At 73.9% G+C, this 22,275-nt stretch carries 17 protein-coding genes and 1 pseudogene; 10 read left to right on the forward strand and 8 right to left on the reverse strand.

What is annotated here, in order from left to right; all coding sequences use genetic code 11:
• Positions 1 to 397: 397 nt before the first annotated feature.
• Positions 398 to 2,185 carry a glycoside hydrolase family 6 protein gene (locus ABZ573_RS18470; protein WP_358119328.1) on the forward strand — a complete coding sequence of 596 codons (1,788 nt, stop codon included), beginning with the start codon at positions 398 to 400 and terminating at the stop codon, positions 2,183 to 2,185.
• A gap of 111 nt (positions 2,186 to 2,296) precedes the next feature.
• Here the strand turns inward: ABZ573_RS18470 and ABZ573_RS18475 are convergent, their stop codons facing one another.
• From ABZ573_RS18475 to ABZ573_RS18495, 5 genes and pseudogenes are all read right to left on the reverse strand, one after another.
• Positions 2,297 to 2,662, reverse strand: coding sequence for a hypothetical protein (locus tag ABZ573_RS18475; protein ID WP_151453314.1), 366 nt, complete (start codon positions 2,660 to 2,662; stop codon positions 2,297 to 2,299).
• A gap of 88 nt (positions 2,663 to 2,750) precedes the next feature.
• A complete protein-coding gene (locus ABZ573_RS18480) occupies positions 2,751 to 3,059 on the reverse strand; it encodes a hypothetical protein (protein WP_151453313.1) in 309 nt (102 codons plus the stop codon).
• Between the two features lie 16 nt (positions 3,060 to 3,075).
• Positions 3,076 to 4,734 carry a sodium:solute symporter family protein gene (locus tag ABZ573_RS18485; protein WP_151453312.1) on the reverse strand — a complete coding sequence of 553 codons (1,659 nt, stop codon included), beginning with the start codon at positions 4,732 to 4,734 and terminating at the stop codon, positions 3,076 to 3,078.
• 791 nt (positions 4,735 to 5,525) lie between these two features.
• Positions 5,526 to 5,741: pseudogene (locus tag ABZ573_RS18490) on the reverse strand (hypothetical protein); the annotation flags it as partial.
• 259 nt (positions 5,742 to 6,000) lie between these two features.
• Positions 6,001 to 6,594, reverse strand: coding sequence for a hypothetical protein (locus ABZ573_RS18495; RefSeq protein WP_151453310.1), 594 nt, complete (start codon positions 6,592 to 6,594; stop codon positions 6,001 to 6,003).
• A 290-nt stretch (positions 6,595 to 6,884) separates the two neighbouring features.
• Between ABZ573_RS18495 and ABZ573_RS18500 the strand changes: the two genes are divergently transcribed.
• From ABZ573_RS18500 to ABZ573_RS18535, 8 genes are all read left to right on the forward strand, one after another.
• On the forward strand, positions 6,885 to 8,375 hold the full coding sequence (locus ABZ573_RS18500) for a catalase (RefSeq protein WP_358119335.1): 1,491 nt from the start codon (positions 6,885 to 6,887) through the stop codon (positions 8,373 to 8,375).
• A 230-nt stretch (positions 8,376 to 8,605) separates the two neighbouring features.
• Positions 8,606 to 11,170 (forward strand): nitrate- and nitrite sensing domain-containing protein, encoded by a 2,565-nt coding sequence (locus ABZ573_RS18505; RefSeq protein WP_358119338.1) that lies wholly within the window; start codon positions 8,606 to 8,608, stop codon positions 11,168 to 11,170.
• Positions 11,170 to 11,589, forward strand: a complete 420-nt coding sequence (locus ABZ573_RS18510; protein WP_151453307.1) for a roadblock/LC7 domain-containing protein — start codon at positions 11,170 to 11,172, stop codon at positions 11,587 to 11,589. The genes ABZ573_RS18505 and ABZ573_RS18510 overlap by 1 nt, the downstream gene beginning before the upstream one ends.
• Positions 11,579 to 11,968 carry a DUF742 domain-containing protein gene (locus ABZ573_RS18515; RefSeq protein ID WP_151453306.1) on the forward strand — a complete coding sequence of 130 codons (390 nt, stop codon included), beginning with the start codon at positions 11,579 to 11,581 and terminating at the stop codon, positions 11,966 to 11,968. Before ABZ573_RS18510 ends, ABZ573_RS18515 begins: the two co-directional genes overlap by 11 nt.
• A complete protein-coding gene (locus tag ABZ573_RS18520; RefSeq protein WP_151453305.1) occupies positions 11,949 to 12,551 on the forward strand; it encodes an ATP/GTP-binding protein in 603 nt (200 codons plus the stop codon). The genes ABZ573_RS18515 and ABZ573_RS18520 overlap by 20 nt, the downstream gene beginning before the upstream one ends.
• A gap of 127 nt (positions 12,552 to 12,678) precedes the next feature.
• Positions 12,679 to 13,716 (forward strand): lactonase family protein, encoded by a 1,038-nt coding sequence (locus ABZ573_RS18525; protein WP_151453304.1) that lies wholly within the window; start codon positions 12,679 to 12,681, stop codon positions 13,714 to 13,716.
• 143 nt (positions 13,717 to 13,859) lie between these two features.
• Positions 13,860 to 15,620: a substrate-binding domain-containing protein gene (locus ABZ573_RS18530; protein ID WP_151453303.1), complete on the forward strand. Its 1,761-nt coding sequence runs from the start codon at positions 13,860 to 13,862 to the stop codon at positions 15,618 to 15,620.
• Positions 15,621 to 15,833: 213 nt separating this feature from the next.
• Positions 15,834 to 17,315, forward strand: coding sequence for a sugar transferase (locus tag ABZ573_RS18535; RefSeq protein ID WP_151453302.1), 1,482 nt, complete (start codon positions 15,834 to 15,836; stop codon positions 17,313 to 17,315).
• A 12-nt stretch (positions 17,316 to 17,327) separates the two neighbouring features.
• Here ABZ573_RS18535 and ABZ573_RS18540 read toward each other — a convergent pair whose 3' ends face one another.
• Positions 17,328 to 18,458: a PP2C family protein-serine/threonine phosphatase gene (locus tag ABZ573_RS18540; protein WP_327029409.1), complete on the reverse strand. Its 1,131-nt coding sequence runs from the start codon at positions 18,456 to 18,458 to the stop codon at positions 17,328 to 17,330.
• A 96-nt stretch (positions 18,459 to 18,554) separates the two neighbouring features.
• Here ABZ573_RS18540 and ABZ573_RS18545 point away from each other — a divergent pair, with 96 nt between their 5' ends.
• Positions 18,555 to 19,088 carry a MarR family transcriptional regulator gene (locus tag ABZ573_RS18545; protein ID WP_151453300.1) on the forward strand — a complete coding sequence of 178 codons (534 nt, stop codon included), beginning with the start codon at positions 18,555 to 18,557 and terminating at the stop codon, positions 19,086 to 19,088.
• A 96-nt stretch (positions 19,089 to 19,184) separates the two neighbouring features.
• On the opposite strand, the gene ABZ573_RS18550 is transcribed toward ABZ573_RS18545, so the two are convergent.
• Together ABZ573_RS18550 and ABZ573_RS18555 are read right to left on the reverse strand one after the other, a co-directional pair.
• A complete protein-coding gene (locus ABZ573_RS18550) occupies positions 19,185 to 20,855 on the reverse strand; it encodes a PP2C family protein-serine/threonine phosphatase (RefSeq protein WP_358119348.1) in 1,671 nt (556 codons plus the stop codon).
• Positions 20,856 to 20,982: 127 nt separating this feature from the next.
• The gene (locus ABZ573_RS18555; protein WP_225852012.1) at positions 20,983 to 22,221 is read right to left on the reverse strand and encodes an ROK family protein; all 1,239 of its coding nucleotides are present in this window, start codon (positions 22,219 to 22,221) and stop codon (positions 20,983 to 20,985) included.
• Between the last annotated feature and the right edge of the window lie 54 nt (positions 22,222 to 22,275).

The following is a 22,275-nucleotide window of genomic DNA, read 5'->3' on the forward strand; positions in this document are numbered from 1 at the left end:
GGTTCCCGCCCTCCCGGCACCCGGAGGGCCGGTCGCGCGGCGCGTGCCCGCGCCGGTGGTCGCGTCCCGTCCCGTCCGCCCCGCCGGCACCGGGCGTCCCCTCCGGCCGCTCCCTGCCACATCGAGGCATTGCCATGGAAGCGCTCCCATGCAAGAATCGCTGCACGCGGTTCGGGGAGCCACACCGCGCAGGCAGGAGTCGAGGGCACCGGTCCGCCGGACGACATCCCGCCTCCCGGCCGGCCCATCGTCGCCGGTCGGACCACCACCAAACGCCCGTCCGGGTCGGGCACCCCCCGAAGAACCCGTGGTACCGGCGGACGTCCGCGCAGGACGCCCATCGGGCCTTATCGCCGGGCCGTTCGCGGATCCGGTCTCGCCCAAGGAGATCAGTGGCATGAATGTGTGGAGAAGGCTGTCCGGCCCCCGCCGGGCCCTCGCGCTCGGTGGCGCGGGCGCTCTGGTCGCGGGCGGACTGGTGACCCTGCCGGTCACCGTGGCGCACGCCGCCACCCAGTGCGACGTGTCGTACACGACCAGCGACTGGCAGGGCGGGTTCACCGCCTCCGTCAACATCAAGAACACCGGCGACGCCCTCAACGGCTGGACGCTGGGCTTCACCTTCCCCGACGGCAGCCAGCGGGTGCAGCAGGGCTGGTCGGCCCGCTGGTCGCAGAGCGGCCAGAACGTCACCGCGCAGAACGAGTCCTACAACGGCGTGGTGGCCAGCGGCGCCACGGTGAGCCTCGGCTTCAACGGCGCCTGGAGCGGCAGCAACCCGAAGCCGACGTCGTTCACGCTCAACGGCGTGACCTGCAACGGCGGCACCAACCCCACCACCCCGCCGCCCAGCACCCCGCCGCCGTCGACGCCGCCGCCGACGACCCCGCCGCCCACCACCCCGCCGCCCACCACGCCGCCCCCCGGTCAGCGGGTGGACAACCCGTACCTGAACGCCAAGGGGTACGTGAACCCGGAGTGGAAGGCCAAGGCCGAGTCCGTTTCCGGCGGCAGCCGGGTGTCGAACAACCCGACCGCCGTCTGGATCGACCGGATCGCCGCCATCAACGGCACCCCGGACAGCAGCTCCAACGGCGCGATGGGCGTCCGGAACCACCTGGACAAGGCGCTCGAGCAGGGGGCGAACTACATCCAGTTCGTCATCTACAACCTGCCCGGCCGCGACTGCGCCGCGCTGGCCTCGAACGGTGAGCTGCAGGCTCACGAGCTGCCCCGGTACAAGGCCGAGTACATCGACCCGATCGCCGCGATCCAGGCCGACCCGAAGTACGCCAGCCTGCGGATCGTCAACATCATCGAGATCGACTCGCTGCCGAACCTGGTGACCAACACCTCCGGCAACCCCGGCGGCACCGCGATGTGCGACACGGTGAAGGCCAACGGCGCCTACGTCAACGGCGTCGGGTACGCCCTGTCGAAGCTGGGCGCGATCGGCAACGTCTACAACTACATCGACGCCGCCCACCACGGCTGGATCGGCTGGGACAGCAACTTCAGCCCGACCGCGCAGATCCTGAAGGACGCCGCCGTCGCCTCCGGCAGCAACGTGAACAACGTGCACGGCTTCATCGTCAACACCGCCAACTACTCGGCGCTGCGTGAGCCGTACATCAAGATCACCGACAACGTCAACGGCAGCAGCGTGCGGCAGTCGAAGTGGATCGACTGGAACTTCTACGTGGACGAGCTCTCGTTCGCCCAGGCGTTCCGCAACGAGCTCGTCGCCAAGGGCTTCGACTCGAAGATCGGCATGCTGATCGACACGTCCCGCAACGGCTGGGGCGGCACCGCCCGGCCCACCGGCCCGGGCGCGACGACCAACGTGGACACGTACGTCAACGGCGGTCGGGTGGACCGTCGGATCCACGCCGGCAACTGGTGCAACCAGGCCGGGGCCGGCCTGGGCGAGCGCCCGAAGGCCGCGCCGGAGCCGGGCATCGACGCCTACGTCTGGGTGAAGCCCCCGGGCGAGTCGGACGGCTCCAGCAAGGAGATCCCGAACAACGAGGGCAAGGGCTTCGACCGGATGTGCGACCCGACCTACACCGGCAACGCCCGCAACGGCAACAGCATGAGCGGCGCCCTGCCGGACGCCCCGATCTCGGGCGCCTGGTTCCCGGCGCAGTTCACGCAGCTCATGCAGAACGCGTACCCGGCGCTCTGAGACTGGAGCCCACCCGCCGCTGGCAGTAGGTGAGGCGCTCCAGCGGCAGGTTCCCCGGGCCCCCGGTCCGACCGTCCGACGGTCGGGCCGGGGGCCCCTCGCGTACGCCGGTCAGGGCACCGTCTTCTCGATCGCCGCGCGGCCCAGCTCGGCCAGGTCCCGGCGGGCCCGCTCGACGTTCTCCGGCGTGACGTCCTGCCCCCGGGCCGCGACCAGGTCCTCCGGCTCCCAGGGCTGCTCCGCCCCGGTACGGATGTCGTCCGGGGCCGCGCCCGTGCCGGTGCCGGTCGCGCCGGTGCCGGCGGCGTACGGGTCGCCGATCAGCTCGTCGCCGCCCGACCGGTCCCCGGTGAACGACGGAGTGTCGCGGTCGGCGCCGCCGCCGGTCCTCAGCTGCGGGATGCCGGTGTCGTCCTCGACCGCCGCGGCCACCTCCGGGCTCTCCTCTAGCGGTCGGTCACGGTCACGATCCGTCATGTCGCTGCCCTCCTGTCGCCAGGTGGTCTCCTGATCCTGCTTGCGTACCCGGCGGGGCGGTGCCCATGCCGGGTGTCGGCGGGGCGGCTCAGCGCTCCTCGTCGGGGGTCTCCGGCGGTTCGACCGGATTGCGCCACTGCCAGAGCAGCATCAGCACGCCGAAGGCGAGCATGCCGAGACCCGCCCAGAGGTTGATCCGGACCCCCTGCGCCTTCTGCACGGCGGAATCGCCGTCGAAGACGCCGATCAGGGTGACGATCGCCCCGTACGCGGTGAAGAGGCCACCGATCACCCGGCGGATGTCGAACAGCCGCGCGGCGGCCGAACGGCGGCGGGCCTCCTCGGTGGCCTCGACCGACCGGTCGTGCCCGTGCGGGTTGAGGTTTTCCATGCTCATGGCCGAGCGCCCCTTCCTAGAAGAACGGCACGTAGAGGAGGAGGGACAGCGCCACCGCGATCAGGCCGAGGAGCACCGGGGAGCGCCACCAGACGGCGTCCCCGGTCAGCAGGTCGCCCTTCACGTCGACGGCGCCCATGCCGTAGACCAGCCCGCGCAGGTCCTCGTCCTGCTTCTTCGCGGTGAACGGGGTGACGACGGCGGCGACGACGGCCGCCGTGACGAACGCGATGCCGGCGCCCCAGAAGCTCTCCTCCAGGTCGGAGTTGAAGTGCACCACCCCGGCCTTGTAGAGCAGGTAGGTGGCCAGCGCCGCCAGGGTGCCCAGCAGCAGGGAGAGGAAGCCGGCCGCCGCGCTCATCCGCCGCCAGAACATGCCGATGATGAAGGTGGCGAACAGCGGCGCGTTGAACAGCGAGAACAGCGCCTGGATGTAGTTCATGATGTTGCTGAAGCCGGCGGCGATGAACGCCGTGCCGATGCCGACCAGCACGCCGCCGACCGTCGCCCACCGGCCGATGCGGATGTAGTAGTCGTCGGGGCGGTCCCGCCGCACGTACTGCTGCCAGATGTCGTAGGTGAACACGGTGTTGAAGCCGCTCACGTTCGCCGCCATGCCGGCCATGAACGACGCGACCAGGCCGGTCACCGCGATCCCGAGCACGCCGTTGGGCAGCAGGTCACGCATCAGCAGCGGGATCGCGTTGTTGTAGACCAGGTCGCCGCTCTCCGCGCCGAGCCCCTGCACCGTCACCAGGGCGACCAGGCCGGGGATCACCGTGACCACCGGGATGAGCAGCTTCGGGTACGCGGCGATGATCGGCGTCCGCCGGGCGGCGCTCATGTTCTTGGCCGACAGCGCGCGCTGCACCTCGGCGAAGTTGGTCGTCCAGTAGCCGAAGGAGAGCACGAAGCCGAGCCCGAAGACGATCCCGATCCAGTGCGCGCCGAGCGGGTTGTCGGTGCCGCCGGTGTCCTGCCAGGTGTGCAGCCCCGCCTCGCCCAGCTTGGACTCGCGCACCGCGTCCATCAGGCCGGACACCCCGCCCACCTTGACCAGTCCCAGGATCGTGATCGGCAGCAGGCCCGCGATGATCACGAAGAACTGGAGCACCTCGTTGTAGATCGCCCCGGAGAGCCCACCCACGGTGATGTACGCCAGCACGATCAGCGCGCCGACCACGATGGCGACCCAGAGCGGCCAGCCGAGCAGCGCCTGCATGATCAGTGCCAGGGCGTAGAGGTTCACGCCGGCGATGAGCACCTGGGCGACGGCGAAGCTGAGCGCGTTCAGCAGGTGGGTGGGGCGGTTGAAGCGCAGTCGCAGGTACTCGGGCACGCTGCGGACCTTGGAGCCGTAGTAGAACGGCATCATCACGATGCCGAGGAAGACCATCGCCGGCACGGCGCCGATCCAGTAGTAGTGCAGCGTCATCGCGCCGTACTGGGCGCCGTTGGCGGCCATGCCGATGATCTCCAACGCCCCGAGGTTGGCCGAGACGAAGGCCAGGCCGGTCACCCAGGCGGGCAGCGAGCGGCCGGAGAGGAAGAAGTCGACGCTGGTCCGGATGGCCCGCCGGGCGGCGAAACCGACACCGAGCACCGTGACGAAGTAGAGCGCCAGGATGCCGTAGTCCAGGACGTTCATGTTCAGCCGCAGGCCATCGCCGTCCATCCCGGTAACCCTTCGTCGACCGTCCGTGCCCGATGAGTGTGCGCGGGCAATTACCCCGAACGCGCAGTTTCACGCCTGCGACGGCCAAACCCGCCCGCACCCTGCTTCCCGACCCCGGAAGGCACGGACGGGACGGCCTCACCGGAGGTGTCGGAGGGCGGCCGCCGACAGCGGGGTCCGGACGCGGAGGCGCCCCCGGCCGGTCGGCCGGGGGCGCCTGTGGGGAACCGGGGTCAGCGCCCGAGCACCCGGTCCAGGAAGTCGCGGTAGTGGCGGACGGCCATCCGGAGCTGTTCGGTGTCGGCGGAGCCGGCGTCCTGCCAGCCGCCCAGCTTGTTCTTCTGCGCGGACAGCGCCGAGGAGAGCGCCTGGATGGCCTCGTCGACCAGCGACTGGGCCTCCCCGGCCGCCGCGCGGGGATCGTCCACGAAGCGCAGCTGGACGTTGCGCCAGCGGTCCCGGAAGCCCTGCGCCGTCGCCGGGTCGAAGAGGCTGGCCGGTTCGGCGGCCACGGTCGCGCCCGCCGGCCGGTCGGTGCCGGCGACCCCCAGTTCCCCGGTGGCCGCCCGCCCGGCCGGCGCGTGCTCGGCGTCCGGGTCGACCATCGTGGGCGTGGCGCTGCCGTACCCGGCAGCCCCGGCCGCGCCGCCCTCCGGGTCGCCGGCCCACCCGGTGACGTCGGCCCGGCGCTCGGGACGGCCGTCTGCGGCGTCCGGCGGCAGCACCTCGGCGCCGTCCCGGCGGTCCTGCCGGTCGTCGGAACGGTCGTCGCCGAGCCCGACGGAACGGTGGAACTCGGCGGTCGGGTCCGCCCGGCGGCCCTCCCGGGGGCCGCCCACGGCACCGTCGCCCGGGCGCGCGGTCGACTCCGTACGCGGGTCGGGCTCGTCCTCCGGCAGGGGGCTGGCCAGGGCGGACGCGGCGACCGCGCCGCCGACGCTGGTGGCCCCGAAGGCGGTCGGCACCGGCCCCGGCTCGTGGAACCCGCCCCGGTCGCGGTCGGCGTCCCGGTCGTCCGGCCGGGCCCGGCCGGCGTCCCGGTCGCGCGACGGCTCGTCGTCGTCGCGGCCGGTCCGGTTGCGGCCGGTCCGGTCGCGGTCGGCGACCGCCGGATCGTCGAAGGTGCCCCGGTCGTCGAGGACGTCCTCGGGTACGTCGGCCCGGCCGGACCGGTCGCCCGGAGGCGGCACCGGCACCGGCTCGGAGCGGACGGCCTCGGGGTGCTCGTTGCCCACCCGCTGCTCTTCCTGGCGCATGGTCATCCTCCTAGCGGCTCGTGACGTCGTGCTGGCTGTCCGGGTCGTGCTGCTCGGACGGTCGGGCTCCGACCGGCTCCTCGCCGAGCAGGTCTGCGAAGAGGGCGCGGTAGTGGACGACGGCCTGGCGGAGTTCCTCCGTGCTCGCCTCGCCCCGGGAGTTGCGCAGGTGGATGTCGTGGGCGTCGCGGTAGTGGCCCAGCGTGCGGGCGTGTTCGACGGAGAGGTGGGCGATCTGGTCGGAGAACTCGCCGGTGGGGTAGCCACGTTCCGCGATGAGCCGGGTGACCAGTTCGTCCGCCTCACCCACGGTCTCGGCGGGGGAGTCGACGAAGCGGACCTGGAGCTCCTCCCACGCGGCGGAGTACCGGGCCCGGGACTCGGGGGCGAGGGGGGTCAGCGTGAGCTCCGCGTGGCGGCGCTCCCGCTCCCGCAGTTCCCGCTCGGCGGCGGTCCGGCTGTCCTGCTCGGCGACGGCACGGTCGTACTCGGGACCGAACCGCGACCGCAGCGCGCGGCGGCGGGCGTACGACCGGGCGGCCACGGCTACGGCCGCGATCACCAGCACGACGAGAACGATGACGACTATCTGCGTGGGCGACATGGCTCCTCCTTCGTCAGGTGGTATTCCCTCCGCTCACTGCCCGCCAATCCCGTTCCGGTGCACTTTCCTGACGAACCCGACCCCGCTGCCCGGCGGACCCGGCCCCCGCTGATTCCCCGCCATGGCATGACGAGTCACACAGCGTGACCGGCTGCCAAAACTTGACTCGTTCCAGAAAACGCGCTTGGGTGGGGTGATGCCGGTCGGATCCTGCTGCGCCGGTTCGCCCCGGCCGGCGGACCGGCCCGGTACGAGCTGGGCGGGACGACCACGACCACCGGAGGAGAGCCATGAGCGACCCGCAGGCCAACAGGCCGATCCTCACCACCCGTCAGGGTCACCCCGTGCACAACAACCAGCAGCAGCGGACGGTCGGTTCGCGCGGCCCGGCGACGCTGGAGAACTACCACTTCCTGGAGAAGATCAGCCACTTCGACCGGGAGCGCATCCCGGAGCGGGTGGTGCACGCCCGCGGCTTCGTCGCGCACGGCGAGTTCGAGGCGTACGGGACGATCGGCGACCAGCCGGCGTCGACGTACACCCGGGCCAAGCTGTTCCAGACCAGGGGCAACAAGACGCCCGTGACCATCCGCTTCTCCACCGTCATCGGCGGCCGGGACTCCTCCGAGGCGGCGCGCGACCCGCGCGGCTTCGCCGTCAAGTTCCGCACCGAGGACGGCAACTGGGACATGGTGGGCAACAACCTCCAGGTCTTCTTCATCCGCGACGCGATCAAGTTCCCGGACGTGATCCACGCGCTGAAGCCGGACCCGGTCACCTTCCGTCAGGAGCCGAACCGGATCTTCGACTTCATGTCGAACACGCCCGAGTCGATGCACATGCTGACCTGGCTCTTCTCCCCGTACGGCATCCCGAAGAACTACCGGACGATGCGCGGCTCCGGGGTGAACACCTACCGCCTCGTCAACGCCGAGGGCGAGGGCGTGCTGGTCAAGTTCCACTGGCTGTCCCAGCAGGGCGAGCACAACCTCACCCAGGCCGAGGCGGACGCCATCCAGGCCACCGAGCTGGGCCACGCCTCGAAGGACCTCTACGAGGCGATCGAGCGCGGCGACCACCCGAAGTGGGAGCTCAACGTCCAGGTGATGAGCGACGACGAGCACCCGGAGCTGGACTTCGACCCGCTCGACGACACCAAGATCTGGCCGGCGGAGGACTTCCCCTACCTGCCGGTCGGCATGATGACGCTCAACCGCAACATCACCGACCACCACAACGAGAACGAGCAGATCGCCTTCGGCACCGGCGTGCTGGTCGACGGCATCGACTTCTCCGACGACAAGATGCTGATCGGCCGGACGTTCTCCTACTCGGACACCCAGCGTTACCGGGTCGGCCCGAACTACCTCCAGCTGCCGGTCAACCGGCCGCGCGAGGACGTACGGGTCAGCACCAACCAGACCGGCGGCCAGATGTCGTACGGGGTGGACGACCGCGGCGCCAACCCGCACATCAACTTCGAGCCGTCCTCGGTCGCCGGTCTCCGGGAGGCCGACGAGTCCTACCGGGAGTACCGTCCGTTCGTCTCGGGCCAGGTCATGAAGGCCCCGATCGAGCGGCAGAACAACTACTCCCAGGCCGGCCGGCGCTACCGCGAGATGGCCGACTGGGAGCGGGACGACCTGATCCTCAACCTCACCACCCTGCTGGCCCAGTGCGACAAGCACATCCAGGAGAAGATGGTCTGGCACTTCAGCCAGTGCGACGCCGACTACGGCCGCCGGGTCGCCGAGGGCCTCGGCATCTCCGTCGACGCCTGATCCGTACCACCCACGAACGCCCCGCCGGCCCCCGGCGGGGCGTTCGTCGATCATGGACGTTCGTCCGGTAGGCCCGGCGCGACGGACGGTAGTGCATCGGGCGAGGATTACGTATCCTGCCCAAGGCGTCAGCCGGACCTGCCCGGCACCGCGGGCCGGAACAGTCCGACCGCGACGCTGCCCGGCCGGCGCCGGCGCCCCCGCAGCCACACCTTCCGGGCGAGGTCTGATTGAACACCCGCGACTGGCCGATCCGCTCGAAGCTGACCGCATTGGTCGTCGTGCCGGTGACCGCGCTGCTGGCACTCTGGATCTTCGCCACCACGCTCACCTTCGGGCCCGCCCTCGACCTGCTCGCCGCCCGGACGCTCCTCTACGACCTCGGCCGTCCCGGCGAGACGGTGGTGGCCGAGCTGCAACGGGAACGCCGGCTCTCGGTGGTGCAGTTGGCGGGCGAGAGCGACGCGCCGGGGCTCGCCGAGCAGCGGCAGCGGACCGACCGGGCGATCGCGGAGCTGCGCCGGCGGGTCGGCGGGGAGGAGTTGCGCGACGCCGCCGACGACATCCTCGACGCCCGGCTCGACCAGCTGGTCACCGCGCTGGACGCGCTGCCCGCCGGGCGGGGGTTCATCGACCGGCGGGCGGTGGACCGGGCCGGCGCGGTCGGGCTCTACAGCGGAATGATCAATTCGGCCTTCCAGGCGTTCTCGGCGATGGCCAACCTGCCCGACCGGGACCTCAACCGGCAGGCCCTGGCCGTCACCGGGCTCGGCCGGTCCCGGGAGCTGCTCGGGCAGACCGACGCCCTGCTCGCCGGGGCGTTCACCGCCGGCCGGTTCGCCGACGGCGAGCACCTCCAGCTGGTGCAGACCGTCGGCAACCAGCGGTTCCTCGCCGAGACGGCGATCGCCGACCTGCCGGACGCCGAGCGCGCCGCGTTCCAACGGCTGACCGAGGGGGCGACCTTCGGCCGGCTGCGGGCCATGCAGGACGAGCTGGTGGGCGCCGGCTCCGCCACCCGGCCGACCGTGGACCCGAGGGCCTGGCAGGAGAACTACCAGGCGGTGCAGCAGGCACTGCGGGAGTTCGAGCTGGCGCAGGCCGACGGGCTCGCCGAGCGGTCGGTGCCGTCGGCCGTGCGCATCCTGGTCCGCCTCGGCGCCGCCGGGCTGCTGGGCCTGGCCGCCGTCGTGGTCTCGGTCCTCGTGTCGCTGCGGGTCGGCCGCAACCTCGCGCACCGGCTCTCCGGCGTACGCACGGCCGCGCTGGAGACGGCCGAGCACCGGCTGCCCGACGTGGTGGCCCGGCTGCGCCGGGGCGAGCAGGTCGACGTCGCCCGGGAGGCGCCCCCGCTGGAGTACGGCGGCGACGAGATCGGCCAGGTGGCGCGGGCGTTCACCGCGGTGCAGCGCACCGCCGTGCAGTCGGCCGTCGACGAGGTGACCCTGCGCCGGGGCCTCAACGAGGTGTTCCTCAACATCGCCCGGCGCAGCCAGGGGCTGGTGCACCGGCAGCTCGCGCTGCTCGACCGGATGGAGCGGCACACCGAGGACCCGGACGAGCTGGCGGAGCTGTTCCGCGTCGACCACCTCGCCACCCGGCTGCGGCGGCACGCCGAGGACCTGGTCATCCTGGCCGGCGCGGCCCCCGGGCGCGGCTGGCGCAACCCGGTCGCGACGGTCGACCTGGTCCGGGGCGCGATCTCCGAGGTCGAGTCGTACGACCGGGTCGACATCACCACCGTGGCACCCGCCGGCGTGCTGGGGCGGGCCGTCGGCGACGTGATCCACCTGCTCGCCGAGCTGATCGAGAACGCCACCGCGTTCTCGCCGCCGAAGACCCGGGTCGAGGTCTCCGGGCAGCACGTGGCGAACGGCTACGCGGTGGAGGTCACCGACCGGGGCCTGGGCATGTCCGCCGCCGCGCTGGAGGACACGAACCGGCGGCTGGCCCGCTCGCCCGACTTCGAGCCCTCCGAGACCGCCCGCCTCGGACACTTCGTGGTGGCCCGCCTCGCCGCCCGGCACGGGGTCCGGGTGCGGCTGCGCCCGTCCGACGGCGGCGGGCTGACCGCCGTGGTGCTCATCCCCGCCGACCTGGTCACCGACGAGCCCTCCCTGCCCCCGACCGGCGGCCCGCGGGTGGCGCCCCGGCCCGCCTCGACGTCGGAGGAGCGGCGGCTCGCCCGGGCGAGCCGGCTGGGCACGCTGCCCCGCCCGGCCCGCTCCACCGGGCCCGCCACGGCACCCTCCACCGGGGCTCCGGCCGCCTCCCGCTCCGCGCACGCCGGCACGGGCCCCGCGCGGCCGGCCCCGGCCGGCGCGGCCCCCGGTTCGGCCCCGGGTGGGGCGGATGCCGGCGGTCCCGCCCCGGTCGAGGCCGTCGGGGAGATCGACGGGCTGCCCCGTCGGGTGCGCCGCCGGCCTCCGACGGTCCGGCCCCGGCACCCGGACACGACCGGGGAGCACTCCTCCGCCGGGGACGCGTCGGGGCGGCGGTCCGCGCTGGACGGCCCGACGCTGCGGCAGCCGGTGATCGCCAGTCCCGCCCCGCGCAGCCCGGAGGAGGCACGGCGGATCATGTCCGCCCTCCAGGCCGGCACCGCCCGTGGCCGCGCGGCGGCCACCGGGACGACCCCGCGACAGGCCGCGCCCGCCGCCGCCGACCGGCCGGACCCGCCTCGTGCGGACCCGAGCCCGGCGCCGGCCGACCCGCCGAGTGCGGACCCGAACCCGACGCCGGCCGAGCAGCCGGTGGACACCGAACCCAGGACCGCGACTGAGAGGGACGCCTGATGCATCCGACTAGGCAGAGCGCCGATCTCGACTGGTTGCTCGACGAGCTGGTGGAACGGGTGCCGCCCGCCCGACAGGCGGTGGTGCTCTCGGCGGACGGGCTGCTGATGGGCGCCTCCGCCGGGATGGACCGTGCCGACGCCGAGCACCTGTCCGCGCTGGCGTCGGGCTTCTCCAGCCTGGCCCGGGGCGCGAGCCGGCAGGTGGCCGGCGGGGCGGTCCGGCAGACCGTGGTGGAGATGGAGTCCGCGTACCTCTTCGTCACCGCGGCCGGGCAGGGCGCCTGCCTGGCCGTGGTCGCCGACGCGGACGCGGACATCGGCCTCGTGGCGTACGAGATGGCGATGCTCGTCACCCGGGTCGGGGAGTACCTCAGCGCCCCGGCCCGGACGACGGCGGGGACCGCCGATGCGGGCTGACTCGCCCGGGCCGCAGCACGAGTGGCTCGACGACGACGCCGGCCCGGTCGTGCGGCCCTACACCCTCACCGGCGGTCGGGTCCGCTCGGGCGCGGTCGGCTTCGACCTGGTCGCGTACGTGCTGGCCGAGGCGGCCGCCGACCCGACCGTCCACCCGGAGCTGCACCCCGAGCACCGGCGCCTGGTGGAGCTGGCCGCCCGACCGGTCCCCGTCGCGGAGCTCGCGGTCGACCTCGACCTCGCGGTGGGCGTGGTCCGCGTGCTCCTCGGCGACCTGCTGTCGCGCGGGCTGGTCGCGGTGCACCAGCCGACGGCCGCCGCATACCTGCCCGACGACGACATCCTCAAGGCGGTGGTCAGTGGACTCCGTGCGCTATGACCGGACCGGATCCGAATCCCGGATCCCGCTCGCGTTGAAGATCCTGATCGCCGGGGGGTTCGGCGCCGGCAAGACGACGCTGGTGAGCGCGCTCAGCGAGGTCCGGCCGTTGCAGACCGAGGAGGTGCTGACCGGTGCCGGCATCGGCACCGACGACCTCTCCGGCGTAGAGGCGAAGTCGACCACCACGGTGGCGATGGACTTCGGCCGGATCACGATCAACGACGACCTCCAGGTCTACCTCTTCGGCACCCCGGGCCAGGACCGGTTCTGGTTCCTCTGGGACGAGCTGGCGTTCGGCGCGCTCGGGGCCGTGGTGCTCGCCGACACCCGCCGACTGGCCGACTGCTTCCCGTCGATCGACTACTTCGAGCAGCGGGGCGTCCCGTTCGTCGTGGGGGTCAACTGCTTCGACGGCGGCCGCCGGTTCAGCCTGGAGTCCGTACGCCAGGCGCTGGACCTCGACCCCGACGTGCCGCTGGTGCTCTGCGACGCGCGGGACCGGCAGTCCGGCAAGGAGGTGCTGATCGCGCTGGTCGAGCACGTGGCCCGGCAGCGCGGCGAGCCCGTCCCGGCGGCCTGAGCCGGCGGCGGCCCGGCGGGCGTCTGCCGGCGGGCCGCCACGATTCGGTGGGGGTTTCGGGGCTAAGCAAGCGGCCCAGTGGGAACGCTGGTGGGATCGACGGAGGAATCGGCGGAAGGCGGACGCGGTGACAGGTCAGGGCGAGATCGTCCACATCGGCGGCTACACGGCGCACAGCGGGGGCCGGGCCGCCGGCATCGTCGCGGCGCGGCGGGACCCCGTCTCCGGTGAGCTGACCCCGCTCGGCACCGTCGCGGTCACCCCCTCGCCCTCCTTCCTGGCTCGGCACCCGCGGCTGCCCGTCCTCTACGCGGTGAACGAGCTGCCCGACGGGCAGGTCAGCGCCTTCCGCGTCGGCGCCGACGGCGAGCTGACCCCGCTCGGCACCCGGCCCACCGGGGGCGCGGAGCCCTGCCACCTGGCGGTCGTCCCGGACGGCGGCCACCTCGTGGTGGCCAACTACGGCGGCGGCAGCGTGACGGTGTTCCCGCTCGACCCCGACGGCGCCCCCGGCGAGCGCAGCGACCTGGTGCAGCACGAGGGGCACGGGCCGGACCGGGAGCGCCAGGAACGCGCGCACGCCCACATGGTGAACCCCGATCCGGGCCAGGGCCCGCTGCTCGCGGTCGACCTGGGCACCGACTCGATCTACCGCTACGACCTGGACGCGGCCTCCGGCCGGCTGGTACCCCGGGCACCCCGGGTGCGCACGGCCGCCGGCGTCGGTCCCCGGCACCTGGCCCGGCACCCGGACGGGCGGCGCTGCTGGGTGGCGGGGGAGCTGGACGGTTCGGTCACCGCCTACGAGCTGACCGGCGACGGCGCGCTGCACCAGCGGGGCCGCGTCGAGGCCAGCGACCGCACCGGGCCCGTCCAGCCGTCGGAGATCGCGGTCGGCCCGGACGGACGCTTCCTCTACGTCGCCAACCGGGGAGTGGGCACCGTCGCGGTCTTCGCCGTGGCCGGCGAGCTGCCGGAGCTGGTCGCCGAGGTGGACACGGGCGGGGAGTGGCCGCGGCACTTCGCCCTGGCCGGCGAGCACCTCTACGTCGCCGACGAGCGGGCCGACATGATCCGGGTCTTCCGGGTGGACGCGGGCACCGGCGTCCCGGCTCCGGTCGGGGAGCCGGTGGCTGTGACGTCCCCCACCTGCGTGGTGCCCTGACCAGCCAACATCTTCGCGACATCGACGCCACGGGGCGGCATGATCACCCACCGTAGCAATTCGGTGATCAACTATTTCTTCTGCGTAACTTTCGTCCGAACGGCCCGTGGCAGTCGTCCCGACAGGTCCGCAAGATGGTCACCGTGTCAGCAGGCCGCCATCGCATGCGTACGAATTTCCACGCAGCCACCGCCGCCGCTGCCGTGGGCGTCCTCGCCGTCACGGCCGGCGGCTGGTTCGGCTACCAGCAGCTGGCGCAACCGAACTGCTCGGGCCGTACCGAGCTGTCCGTCGCCGTCGCGGCCGAGCTCGCCCCGGCGGTCGACGCCGCCGCCGCGCGGTGGGTGAAGGACGGTGCCGCGGTGGGCGGCACCTGCATCGCGGTGAACGTCACGGCGTCCGATCCGGTCGACGTGGCCGCGACGGTCGCCGCCAAGCACGGCGTCACCCTGGCCGGCGTGGGGCAGGCCAGCGGCACCTCGGTCAGCCCGGACGTCTGGGTGCCCGACTCCTCCACGTGGCTGCTGCGGCTCAAGACCGGTGGCGCCACCGCCTTCGAGCCGGGCAACGGGGCGTCCATCGCCCGCAGCCCGGTGGTCGTGGCGATGCCGGTGCCGATCGCCACGCGGCTCGGCTGGCCGCAGAAGAAGTTCAGCTGGACCCAGCTTCTGCAGCAGGTGCAGAGCGACAAGCCGTTGCGCACCGGGATCGTCGAGCCGACCCGCGACGCCGCCGGCCTGTCCGGCCTGCTCTCGCTGACGGCCGCCGCCAGCGCCTCCGGCGGCCCCGACGCGGAGAAGGAGAAGGTGGCCGCGCTGCGGGCGCTCGCCACCGACCGCTCGGCGCTGCGGCCGGACCTGCTCGCCCGGTTCCCCACCGCCTCGGATCCCACGACGATCGCGAGCAGCCTGGGTGCGGCGGCGCTCTCGGAAGAGGACGTGATCCAGTACAACAGCAAGAAGCCGCCGGTGCCGCTGGCCGCGCTCTACCTGGAGCCGGCGCCCGCGCCGCTGGACTACCCGTACGCGGTGCTGCCCGGCATCGAGCCGGCCAAGGCGGCGGCGGCGAGGGTGCTCTACGAGGTGCTCGTCACCGACGACTTCCGTGACCAGTTGGCGAGCCGGTCGCTGCGCGCGCCGGACGGCAACTGGGGCGCGGGCTTCGACGCGCCGCAGGGCGCGCCCAGCCCGGCCGGCGGCGCTCCCGCCCCGCCGGCCAACGGCGGCGGATCGGCTCCGGGCGGGCTCGACCCGCAGGCCATGGAGCGCGCCGTCTCCAGCTGGTCGATCGCCACCCAGTCCGGCCGGATGCTCGCCGTCATCGACGTCTCCGGGTCGATGAAGGAGAAGGTGGCCAACGCCGGCAACGCGACCCGGCAGCAGGTCACCGTCGAGGCGGCCCGGCGCGGGCTGAACCTCTTCGACGACTCCTGGTCGATCGGTCTCTGGACGTTCTCCACGCAGCTGGTGGGCGCCCGCGACCATCGGGAACTGCTCACCATCGGGCCGCTGTCCCGCCAGCGCGGCAAGCTGGAGCAGTCCCTGGGCTCGATCCGCTCGTCGAATGGTGACACCGGCCTCTACGACACCGTGCTGGCGGCGTACCAAGAGGTGCAGGACAACTGGGAGCCCGGCCGGGTCAACTCGATCGTGCTGTTCACCGACGGCAAGAACGAGGACTCCGACGGCATCACGCAGCAGAAGCTGCTGGCCGAGCTGAACAAGCTCAAGGACCCGGAGCGGCCGGTGCAGGTCGTGATCATCGGTATCGGCAGCGACGTGAGCAAGGCCGAGCTGAAGTCGATCACCGACGTCACCGGCGGAGGCGCCTTCGTCACCGAGGACCCGACCAAGATCGGCGACATCTTCCTCAAGGCGATCGCGCTGCGCAAGGCCCCGGCCTGAGCCGCAACGCAGCGCGGGGCGCACCCGCCGCACGGGATCCGGTGCCGTGGGCCCTTTCCCCGCAAGGGGTTCCTCGGGGAAAGTAGTGACGGTAATGCGTCCGAAGCAATCGGCGAGCGGGGTTGTCGGGGCACGATGTCCTGGTGCCCCTACGGCCGGCCCGCGACCCGGGCCCGGCGTACGGGCCGTCGGCGACCGAAGTGGGGAGGGCCGGTGACCTCAGCGACGCTGTTGACCCCCGCCAGCACGTCGTCGAGACCGGACGAACCGCGGCCAGGGCCGGCCCGCACCCGCGAGCGTGCCTACGTCCGCTCCCTGGTGGTGCTGGACACCACCGTCCTGACCCTCGCCGTGCTCGTCGGGTACGTCGCCCGGTTCGGCGACGACGCCCCCGGCGGATCGAAGATCCCGTACGTTCTGGTCGCCCCCGGGCTGGTCCTCGCCTGGCTGGTCTCGCTGCGGGTGCTGCGCTGCTACGACGACCGCGTCCTCGGCTACGGCGCCGACGAGTACCGGCGGGTCGGCACCGCCAGCCTGCGCCTCGCCGGTGGCATCGCGATCGCCGGCTACATCGCCGACGTGGGCGTCTCCCGGGGATTCCTCGGCATCTCGTTCGCCGTCGGCATGCTCGGCCTGGAGGTGGCCCGGTTCGCCGCCCGCAAGCGGCTGCACCGGGCGCGTTCCGAGGGCGCCGGCTGGTCGCGCAAGGTGCTGGTGGTCGGCGACACCGCGCACGTGCTGGAGTTGGTGCACACCCTGCGGCGCGAGCCGTACGCGGGCTACCAGGTGGTCGGGGCCTGCATCCCGGACGCGCTGCTCGCCCCGGTCGCGCAGCGGCTGGGCGACGTGCCGGTGGTCGGCTCGTTCCGGGGCATCCCCGAGGCGGCCACCGCCATCGGCGCGGACACCGTCGCGGTGACCGCCTCCGGCGAGCTGACCGCCACCCGCCTGCGCCGGCTGGGCTGGCAGTTGGAGGGCACCGGCATCGACCTGGTGGTGGCCCCGGCGCTGACCGACGTCGCCGGCCCGCGCATCCACACCCGGCCGGTCGCCGGCCTGCCGCTGATCCACGTCGAGGCGCCCGAGTTCCGCGGGGCCCGCAAGCTGGTCAAGGGCTTCGTCGACCGGGCCGTCTCGTCGGTCGCCCTCACGCTGCTGCTGCCGTTGCTGGCCGTCGTCGCGCTGGCGATCAAGGTCGACAGCCGGGGGCCGGTGCTGTTCCGGCAGACCCGGGTCGGGCAGGGCGGGCGGGAGTTCGGCGTCTACAAGTTCCGCACCATGGTGGTAAACGCCGACGCCCTGCTGGCCGCGCTGGCCGTCCGCAACGAGACCGACGGCCTGATGTTCAAGATGCGCGACGACCCGCGGGTGACCCGCATCGGGCGGCTGCTGCGCAAGTGGTCGCTGGACGAGCTGCCGCAGCTGGTCAACGTCCTGCTCGGGGACATGAGCCTGGTCGGCCCCCGACCGCCGCTGCCCTCGGAGGTGGCCCGCTACGACGGCGACGTGGCCCGCCGGTTGCTGGTCAAGCCGGGCATGACCGGGCTCTGGCAGGTGAGCGGCCGATCCGACCTGAGCTGGGAGGACGGCATCCGGCTCGACCTCTACTACGTGGAGAACTGGTCGCTCGCGGCCGACCTGACGATCCTCTGGAAGACCTTCGGCGCGGTGGTCAACAGCCGTGGGGCGTACTGAGCGGCCGGACGCTCAGTCCTGCGGGCCCGTCCAGTCCAGGCACACCACCACCGCGTCGTCGGTCAGGTCGCCGGCGACGAACGCGCGCAGGTCGCCGATCAGCGAGCGGACGGCGTCCAGCGGCTCCATCGGTCCGGTCCGGCGCAGGAACCGGTCGAGCGCGGTCTCGCCGTACCGGACGTCCTGCCCGGTGGCCTCGATGACGCCGTCGCTGACCACGAAGAGCCGATCGTCGCGGCACAGCTCGAAGTGCTGCTCCCGGTAGTCGGTGGCCTCGAACATGCCGAGCGGGAACTGCGCCTCCAGCGGCAGCTCCCGGACCTGCCCGTCGCGCAGCAGCACGAGGCGGGGCGACCCGGCGTCGACCACTGTGAGCAGCCCCGAGCGCAGGTCCAGCTCCATCAGCAGCACCGCGAGGTGCTGGTCTCCCCGGTGCAGGTCGTAGACCGCCTGGTCGGCGAGGGCCGCCTGGTCGGCGAGGCTGAGCCCGGACCGGCGGGCGTTGCGCAGCGCGTGGGTGGCGAGCGAGGTGAGCATCGCGGCGGCCACCCCCTCGCCCGTGCCGTTGATGGTCGCCAACCAGACCCGGCTGCCGTCGTCGGACCAGTCGAAGCTGTCGCCGCGCACCGCGTACGCCGGTTCCAGCTGTCCGGCGAGGCTGAACGACGGGCGGGTCCGGCTGCGGCCCGGGAGCATCTCCCACTGCATCTCGGCGGCGAGGGTGAGCCGCCTGCTACGCCGTGCGGACCGGTACACGTCCGTGCCCGGGGTGACCGCGGCGATCTCGTGGGCGAGCGTGGTGGCGATCTCCGTCAGCTCGTCGAGCGCGGCCGGCCGGGCCGGCACGGGGGTCACGACCAGCACGCCGCGGCGTTCCCCGCGCATGGACACCGGGAGGTATCCGGTGTCGTCGGCGACGATCGGGGCCTGGTGGTCGAAGCAGCGCCAGGCGGGGTGCCCCGGCGCGGTGACGGGCTCGTCCCCGACGAGCGGCAGCAGCGCCGCCAGCCGGTAGTCGACCTGGAGCAGTTCCACCCGGGCGATCCCGTAGTCCGCGGCCAGGACGTCGGCGATCCGGTCCAGCAGCAGGTCGGCGGGCGCCTCGTTGAGGACCTGCCGTGCCCGGTTGACCGGTTCGCTCATCATCGCTCCCTCGTCACGAGCCCAGACTTGGGGATTCGGAGTAGTCTCGGGCCCACCATGGCGGATGTGCACGGTCCCTCCGGACCCGAGACGAGTATGGCCGTCGAGCTCGACGCGGTGGCCGACGCCCTGCTGACGGTCTGGGAGGCCGCGCGGGAGCGGACGACCAGTCGCGTCTCCGGCGCGCAGTTGCGCGCGATCATGCTGGTCGAGCAGCACGAGGGGATCAACCTCCGCGGCCTGGCCACCGGGCTCGACATGCTGCTCTCCTCCGCCAGCCGGCTCTGCGACCGCCTGGTGGCGGCGGGCATGCTGGAACGGGAGCCCGGCCGGTTCGACCGGCGGGAGATCTCGCTGCACCTGACCCCGGAGTCCCGCCGGCTCCTCGCCGAGCTGCGGGACGACCGGCGCCAGCAGCTCGCGGCGATCCTCGCCGACATGACCGCCGAGGGGCGGCAGGCTCTCCTGCGGGGCATGCGGGAGTTCGACGAGGCGGCACGGCACCGGAACGCCTCCGTGCAGTCCGTCGAGGCGGCCGGCCCCTGGCCGGCGGTGCCGCGGGAGCGCCCGGTCGGCCTACCGGCGCAGGAGCAGCCGGGGAACGGGCCGCGGGTGGCCAGGACGGCCTGACCCGGCCGGAGCGGGCACACGGGTTCCCCGCGTCGACGGGGTTCGCCGAAGGATCGGGCGTGGCCGGCGGACACCCGGCCGCGACGGTTCGGCCGGTCAGGGCGCTGCCGCCGCGACGGCCAACATCGCGATGTCGTCCTGGCTCTGCCCGTCGAGCCACTCGTCGACGGCGTCGAGGAGCCGGTCGACCAGCGCGGCCGGGGCCAACCCGGCGGCCGAGGCCAGCGCCGCGCGCAGCCGCTCCTCGCCGAACATCTCCTGGCCGCCGGGGCCGCCGCGCGCCTCCAAGACCCCGTCGGTGTACGCGAGCAGCAGCTCGCCGGGGCCGAGGCACAGCTCCGCCTCGGCGAACCGGGCGGTGGCCAGCGCGCCCACCGGCATCCCGCCGACCGCGACCGGGGCGACCTCACCGTCGGCCCGGACCAGCAGCGGGGACGGGTGGCCGCCGCCGGCGATCCGGACGGTGCACCCGCCGCCGGGCGCGGCGTGGAGGGTGCCGAGCAGCAGGGTGGTGAACTGGCTGCGGCGGGCCGCGTCCGGGGAGTCGAGAAGCGCCTGGTCGAGCAGCCGCATCAACTCCAGCGGCCGTTGCTCGACCAGGCGCAGGGTCCGCAGGGACTGGCGGACCCGCCCGGTGAGGACGGCCGCGCCGACGCCCTTGCCGGCCACGTCCCCGAGGGCGAAGATCGCGCCTCCCGGGATGGGGAAGACGTCGTAGAAGTCGCCGCCGATGCGCAGCCGGTCCCCGGCCGCCCGGTACCCGCCGGCGAGGGTGGCGCCCGGCACGGCCGGCAGGTCGGGCGGGAGCAGGCTGTTCTGCAACACCCGCGCCAGGTGGACCTGTTCGCCGTAGAGTTCGGCGGCGCCGAGGGCCGCGCCCGCGCGGGCGGCGAACTCCCGGGCCAGCTCGACGTCGCGCCCGGCGAAGCCGGCCCGCCCGGCACGACGGACCAGCACCAGGGCTCCGGTGGTGCGTCCGGCGCCCCGCATGGGGCTGACCAGCACGGTGCCGGGCCGGCCGAAGCCGGGCGGAAGCACGGAGGACAGGCCGGCCGTCTCCTGATCCGGCCACGGGGCCGGGTTGGCCGCGTGCCCGGCCAGCGCCTCGGCCAGGCCGGGCAGCGAGCCGGTCAGCGACCAGGTCGCCAGCCCGGTCGCCGGGGCGGGATCGACCCCGTCGTACCGGATCCAGTGCGGCTGGCCCTCCGCGGGCGGGGGCGGCAGGTGGACCACCATGGCCAGGTCGGCCAGGTAGGGGACGGGCAGGGTCGTGGCGGTCCGCAGCGTCTGCTCGCGCTGGAGCGACAGCCCGAGGCGGCTGCCGGCCTGGGCGAGGAACGTCGTCCGGGACCGCTCGACGCCGAGCGCCTCGGTGCGCGCGTGTTCCTCGGTGACGTCCCGCACGTACCATGCGTGCCGCCCGTCGGCCAGGTCGCGTCGTACGCCCCGCAGCCGGCGACCGCCGTGTTCGGCGTCGAAGCTGTCCGCCCCGGCCCTCACCGACCGGGCCATGGCTGGTATCGGACAGGTGCGCAGGTCGGTGCCGGGCACGAGCTCGGGGAGGAGGGCGGTCGCCATCGCGTTGACCAGGGTCACCAGCCCCGCCCGGTCGGCCGTCACGACCGCCTCGGTGAGCCCGTCGAGCACCTCCCGGGTCAGCCGGGAGTCGACCGGGCGCGCGGGGTCGGGGGAGAGGCCGGAGCGGAAGCGGGCGGGCTGCCCGCCGTCGGCCGGGCGCGTGCCACCGCCCCCGGGAACGGTGGTCACCGCCGCTCGCCGGGCGCCCCGGTCGGTCGACCTGTGCGCATGCTGGTCGTGCTCTCCTCGGTTGGGGGTGGTTGCCTCGGGACAAGCGTACCGAGGCGGGGCGACGCCACCCCCGGGGGAATCCGGCTCAGGCCGCCCGGGCCAGCCAGCCGGCCGGGCGCGCCAGGATCCGGCGTACCACCGAGCCGGCCCCGCCGACGGCCGCGGCGGCGGCGCCGAGGGACGCCGGGCGGACGGTGACCGGCGACCAGGCCGCGGTGAGCACCCGCCGGGAGATCTCGGCGAGCACCGGCGGGCGCAGCCACGGCGCCAGCGGGGCGTACCCGCCGCCGAGCACCACGGTGTCCAGGTCCAGCAGGTTCACCACGCCGGCGACGGCGACCCCCAGGGCGGTGCCGGCCTCGGCCAGGGCCCGCAGCGCGCCCGGGTCGCCGGCCCCGGCCAGCTCGGCCAGCCGGGTCGTCGCGGTGTCCGCCGGCAGGTCCGCGCCGGCGAGGCCGGCCGCGGCGAGGATCGCCTCCTGACCGGTGTACGTCTCCAGGCAGCCCCGCCCGCCGCACCGGCAGGGCGGGCCGTCGGGCCGGATCGGGAGGTGACCGATCTCCCCGCTCCAGCCGCGTGCGCCCCGGAACAGGGCTCCGTCGAGCACGATCCCGGCGCCGATGCCGACCTCGCCGGAGATGTGCAGGAAGCTGGCCCGGCCCGCCGGCCCGGCGTGCAGCTCGCCCAGCGCGGCGAGGTTGGCCTCGTTGTCGACCACCAGCGGCGGTACGCCGTCGACGTGCGCGGTCAGCGGCGGCCCCTCGGCGAGCAGCGCGGGGACGGGCACGTCGCGCCAGCCGAGGTTCGGGGCGAGACGGACCAGGCCGGCGTCGTCGACCAGGCCGGGCACCGCGAGGGCGGCGCCGGCCAGGGTGAGCCCCTCGCGGGCGGCGTCGGCGCGGGCGCGGGCGGCCAGGTCGGCCAGCCGGGCGAGCGCCTCGGCGGGGGAGACGGGCCGCAGGTCGGCGCGGTGCACGGTGTGGTGGCGGACCCGGCCGGCGAGGTCGACCACGCAGGCGGCCAGGTAGTCGACGTTGACCTCCAGGCCGAGCCCGGCCGGGCCGTCCGTGGCGAGCACCAGGCCCCGTGAGGGCCGTCCCGCGCCGGTCCGGGGCGTCGGCTCCGACTCGGCGACCAACCGGCCGGCGAGCAGGTCCTCCACCACGGCCGAGACGGTGGCCCGGGTGAGGCCGGTGCCGGCGGCCAGCTCGGCCCGGGAGGGCGGGCGGTCGGCGGCGGCGATCCGGCCGAGCACCACGGCGAGGTTCCACTCGCGCAGGCTGCCCTGCCGCACCGGTCCGGGCGGGGCGTCGGGTCGGGTCACCCCTTGACACTGCCACAGGCCCGCCAAATAATTCAACCACTGAACAAATAGCGG

Source organism: Micromonospora sp. NPDC007220 (genome assembly GCF_040634035.1).
Classification (GTDB): Bacteria; Actinomycetota; Actinomycetes; order Mycobacteriales; family Micromonosporaceae; genus Micromonospora; species Micromonospora reichwaldensis.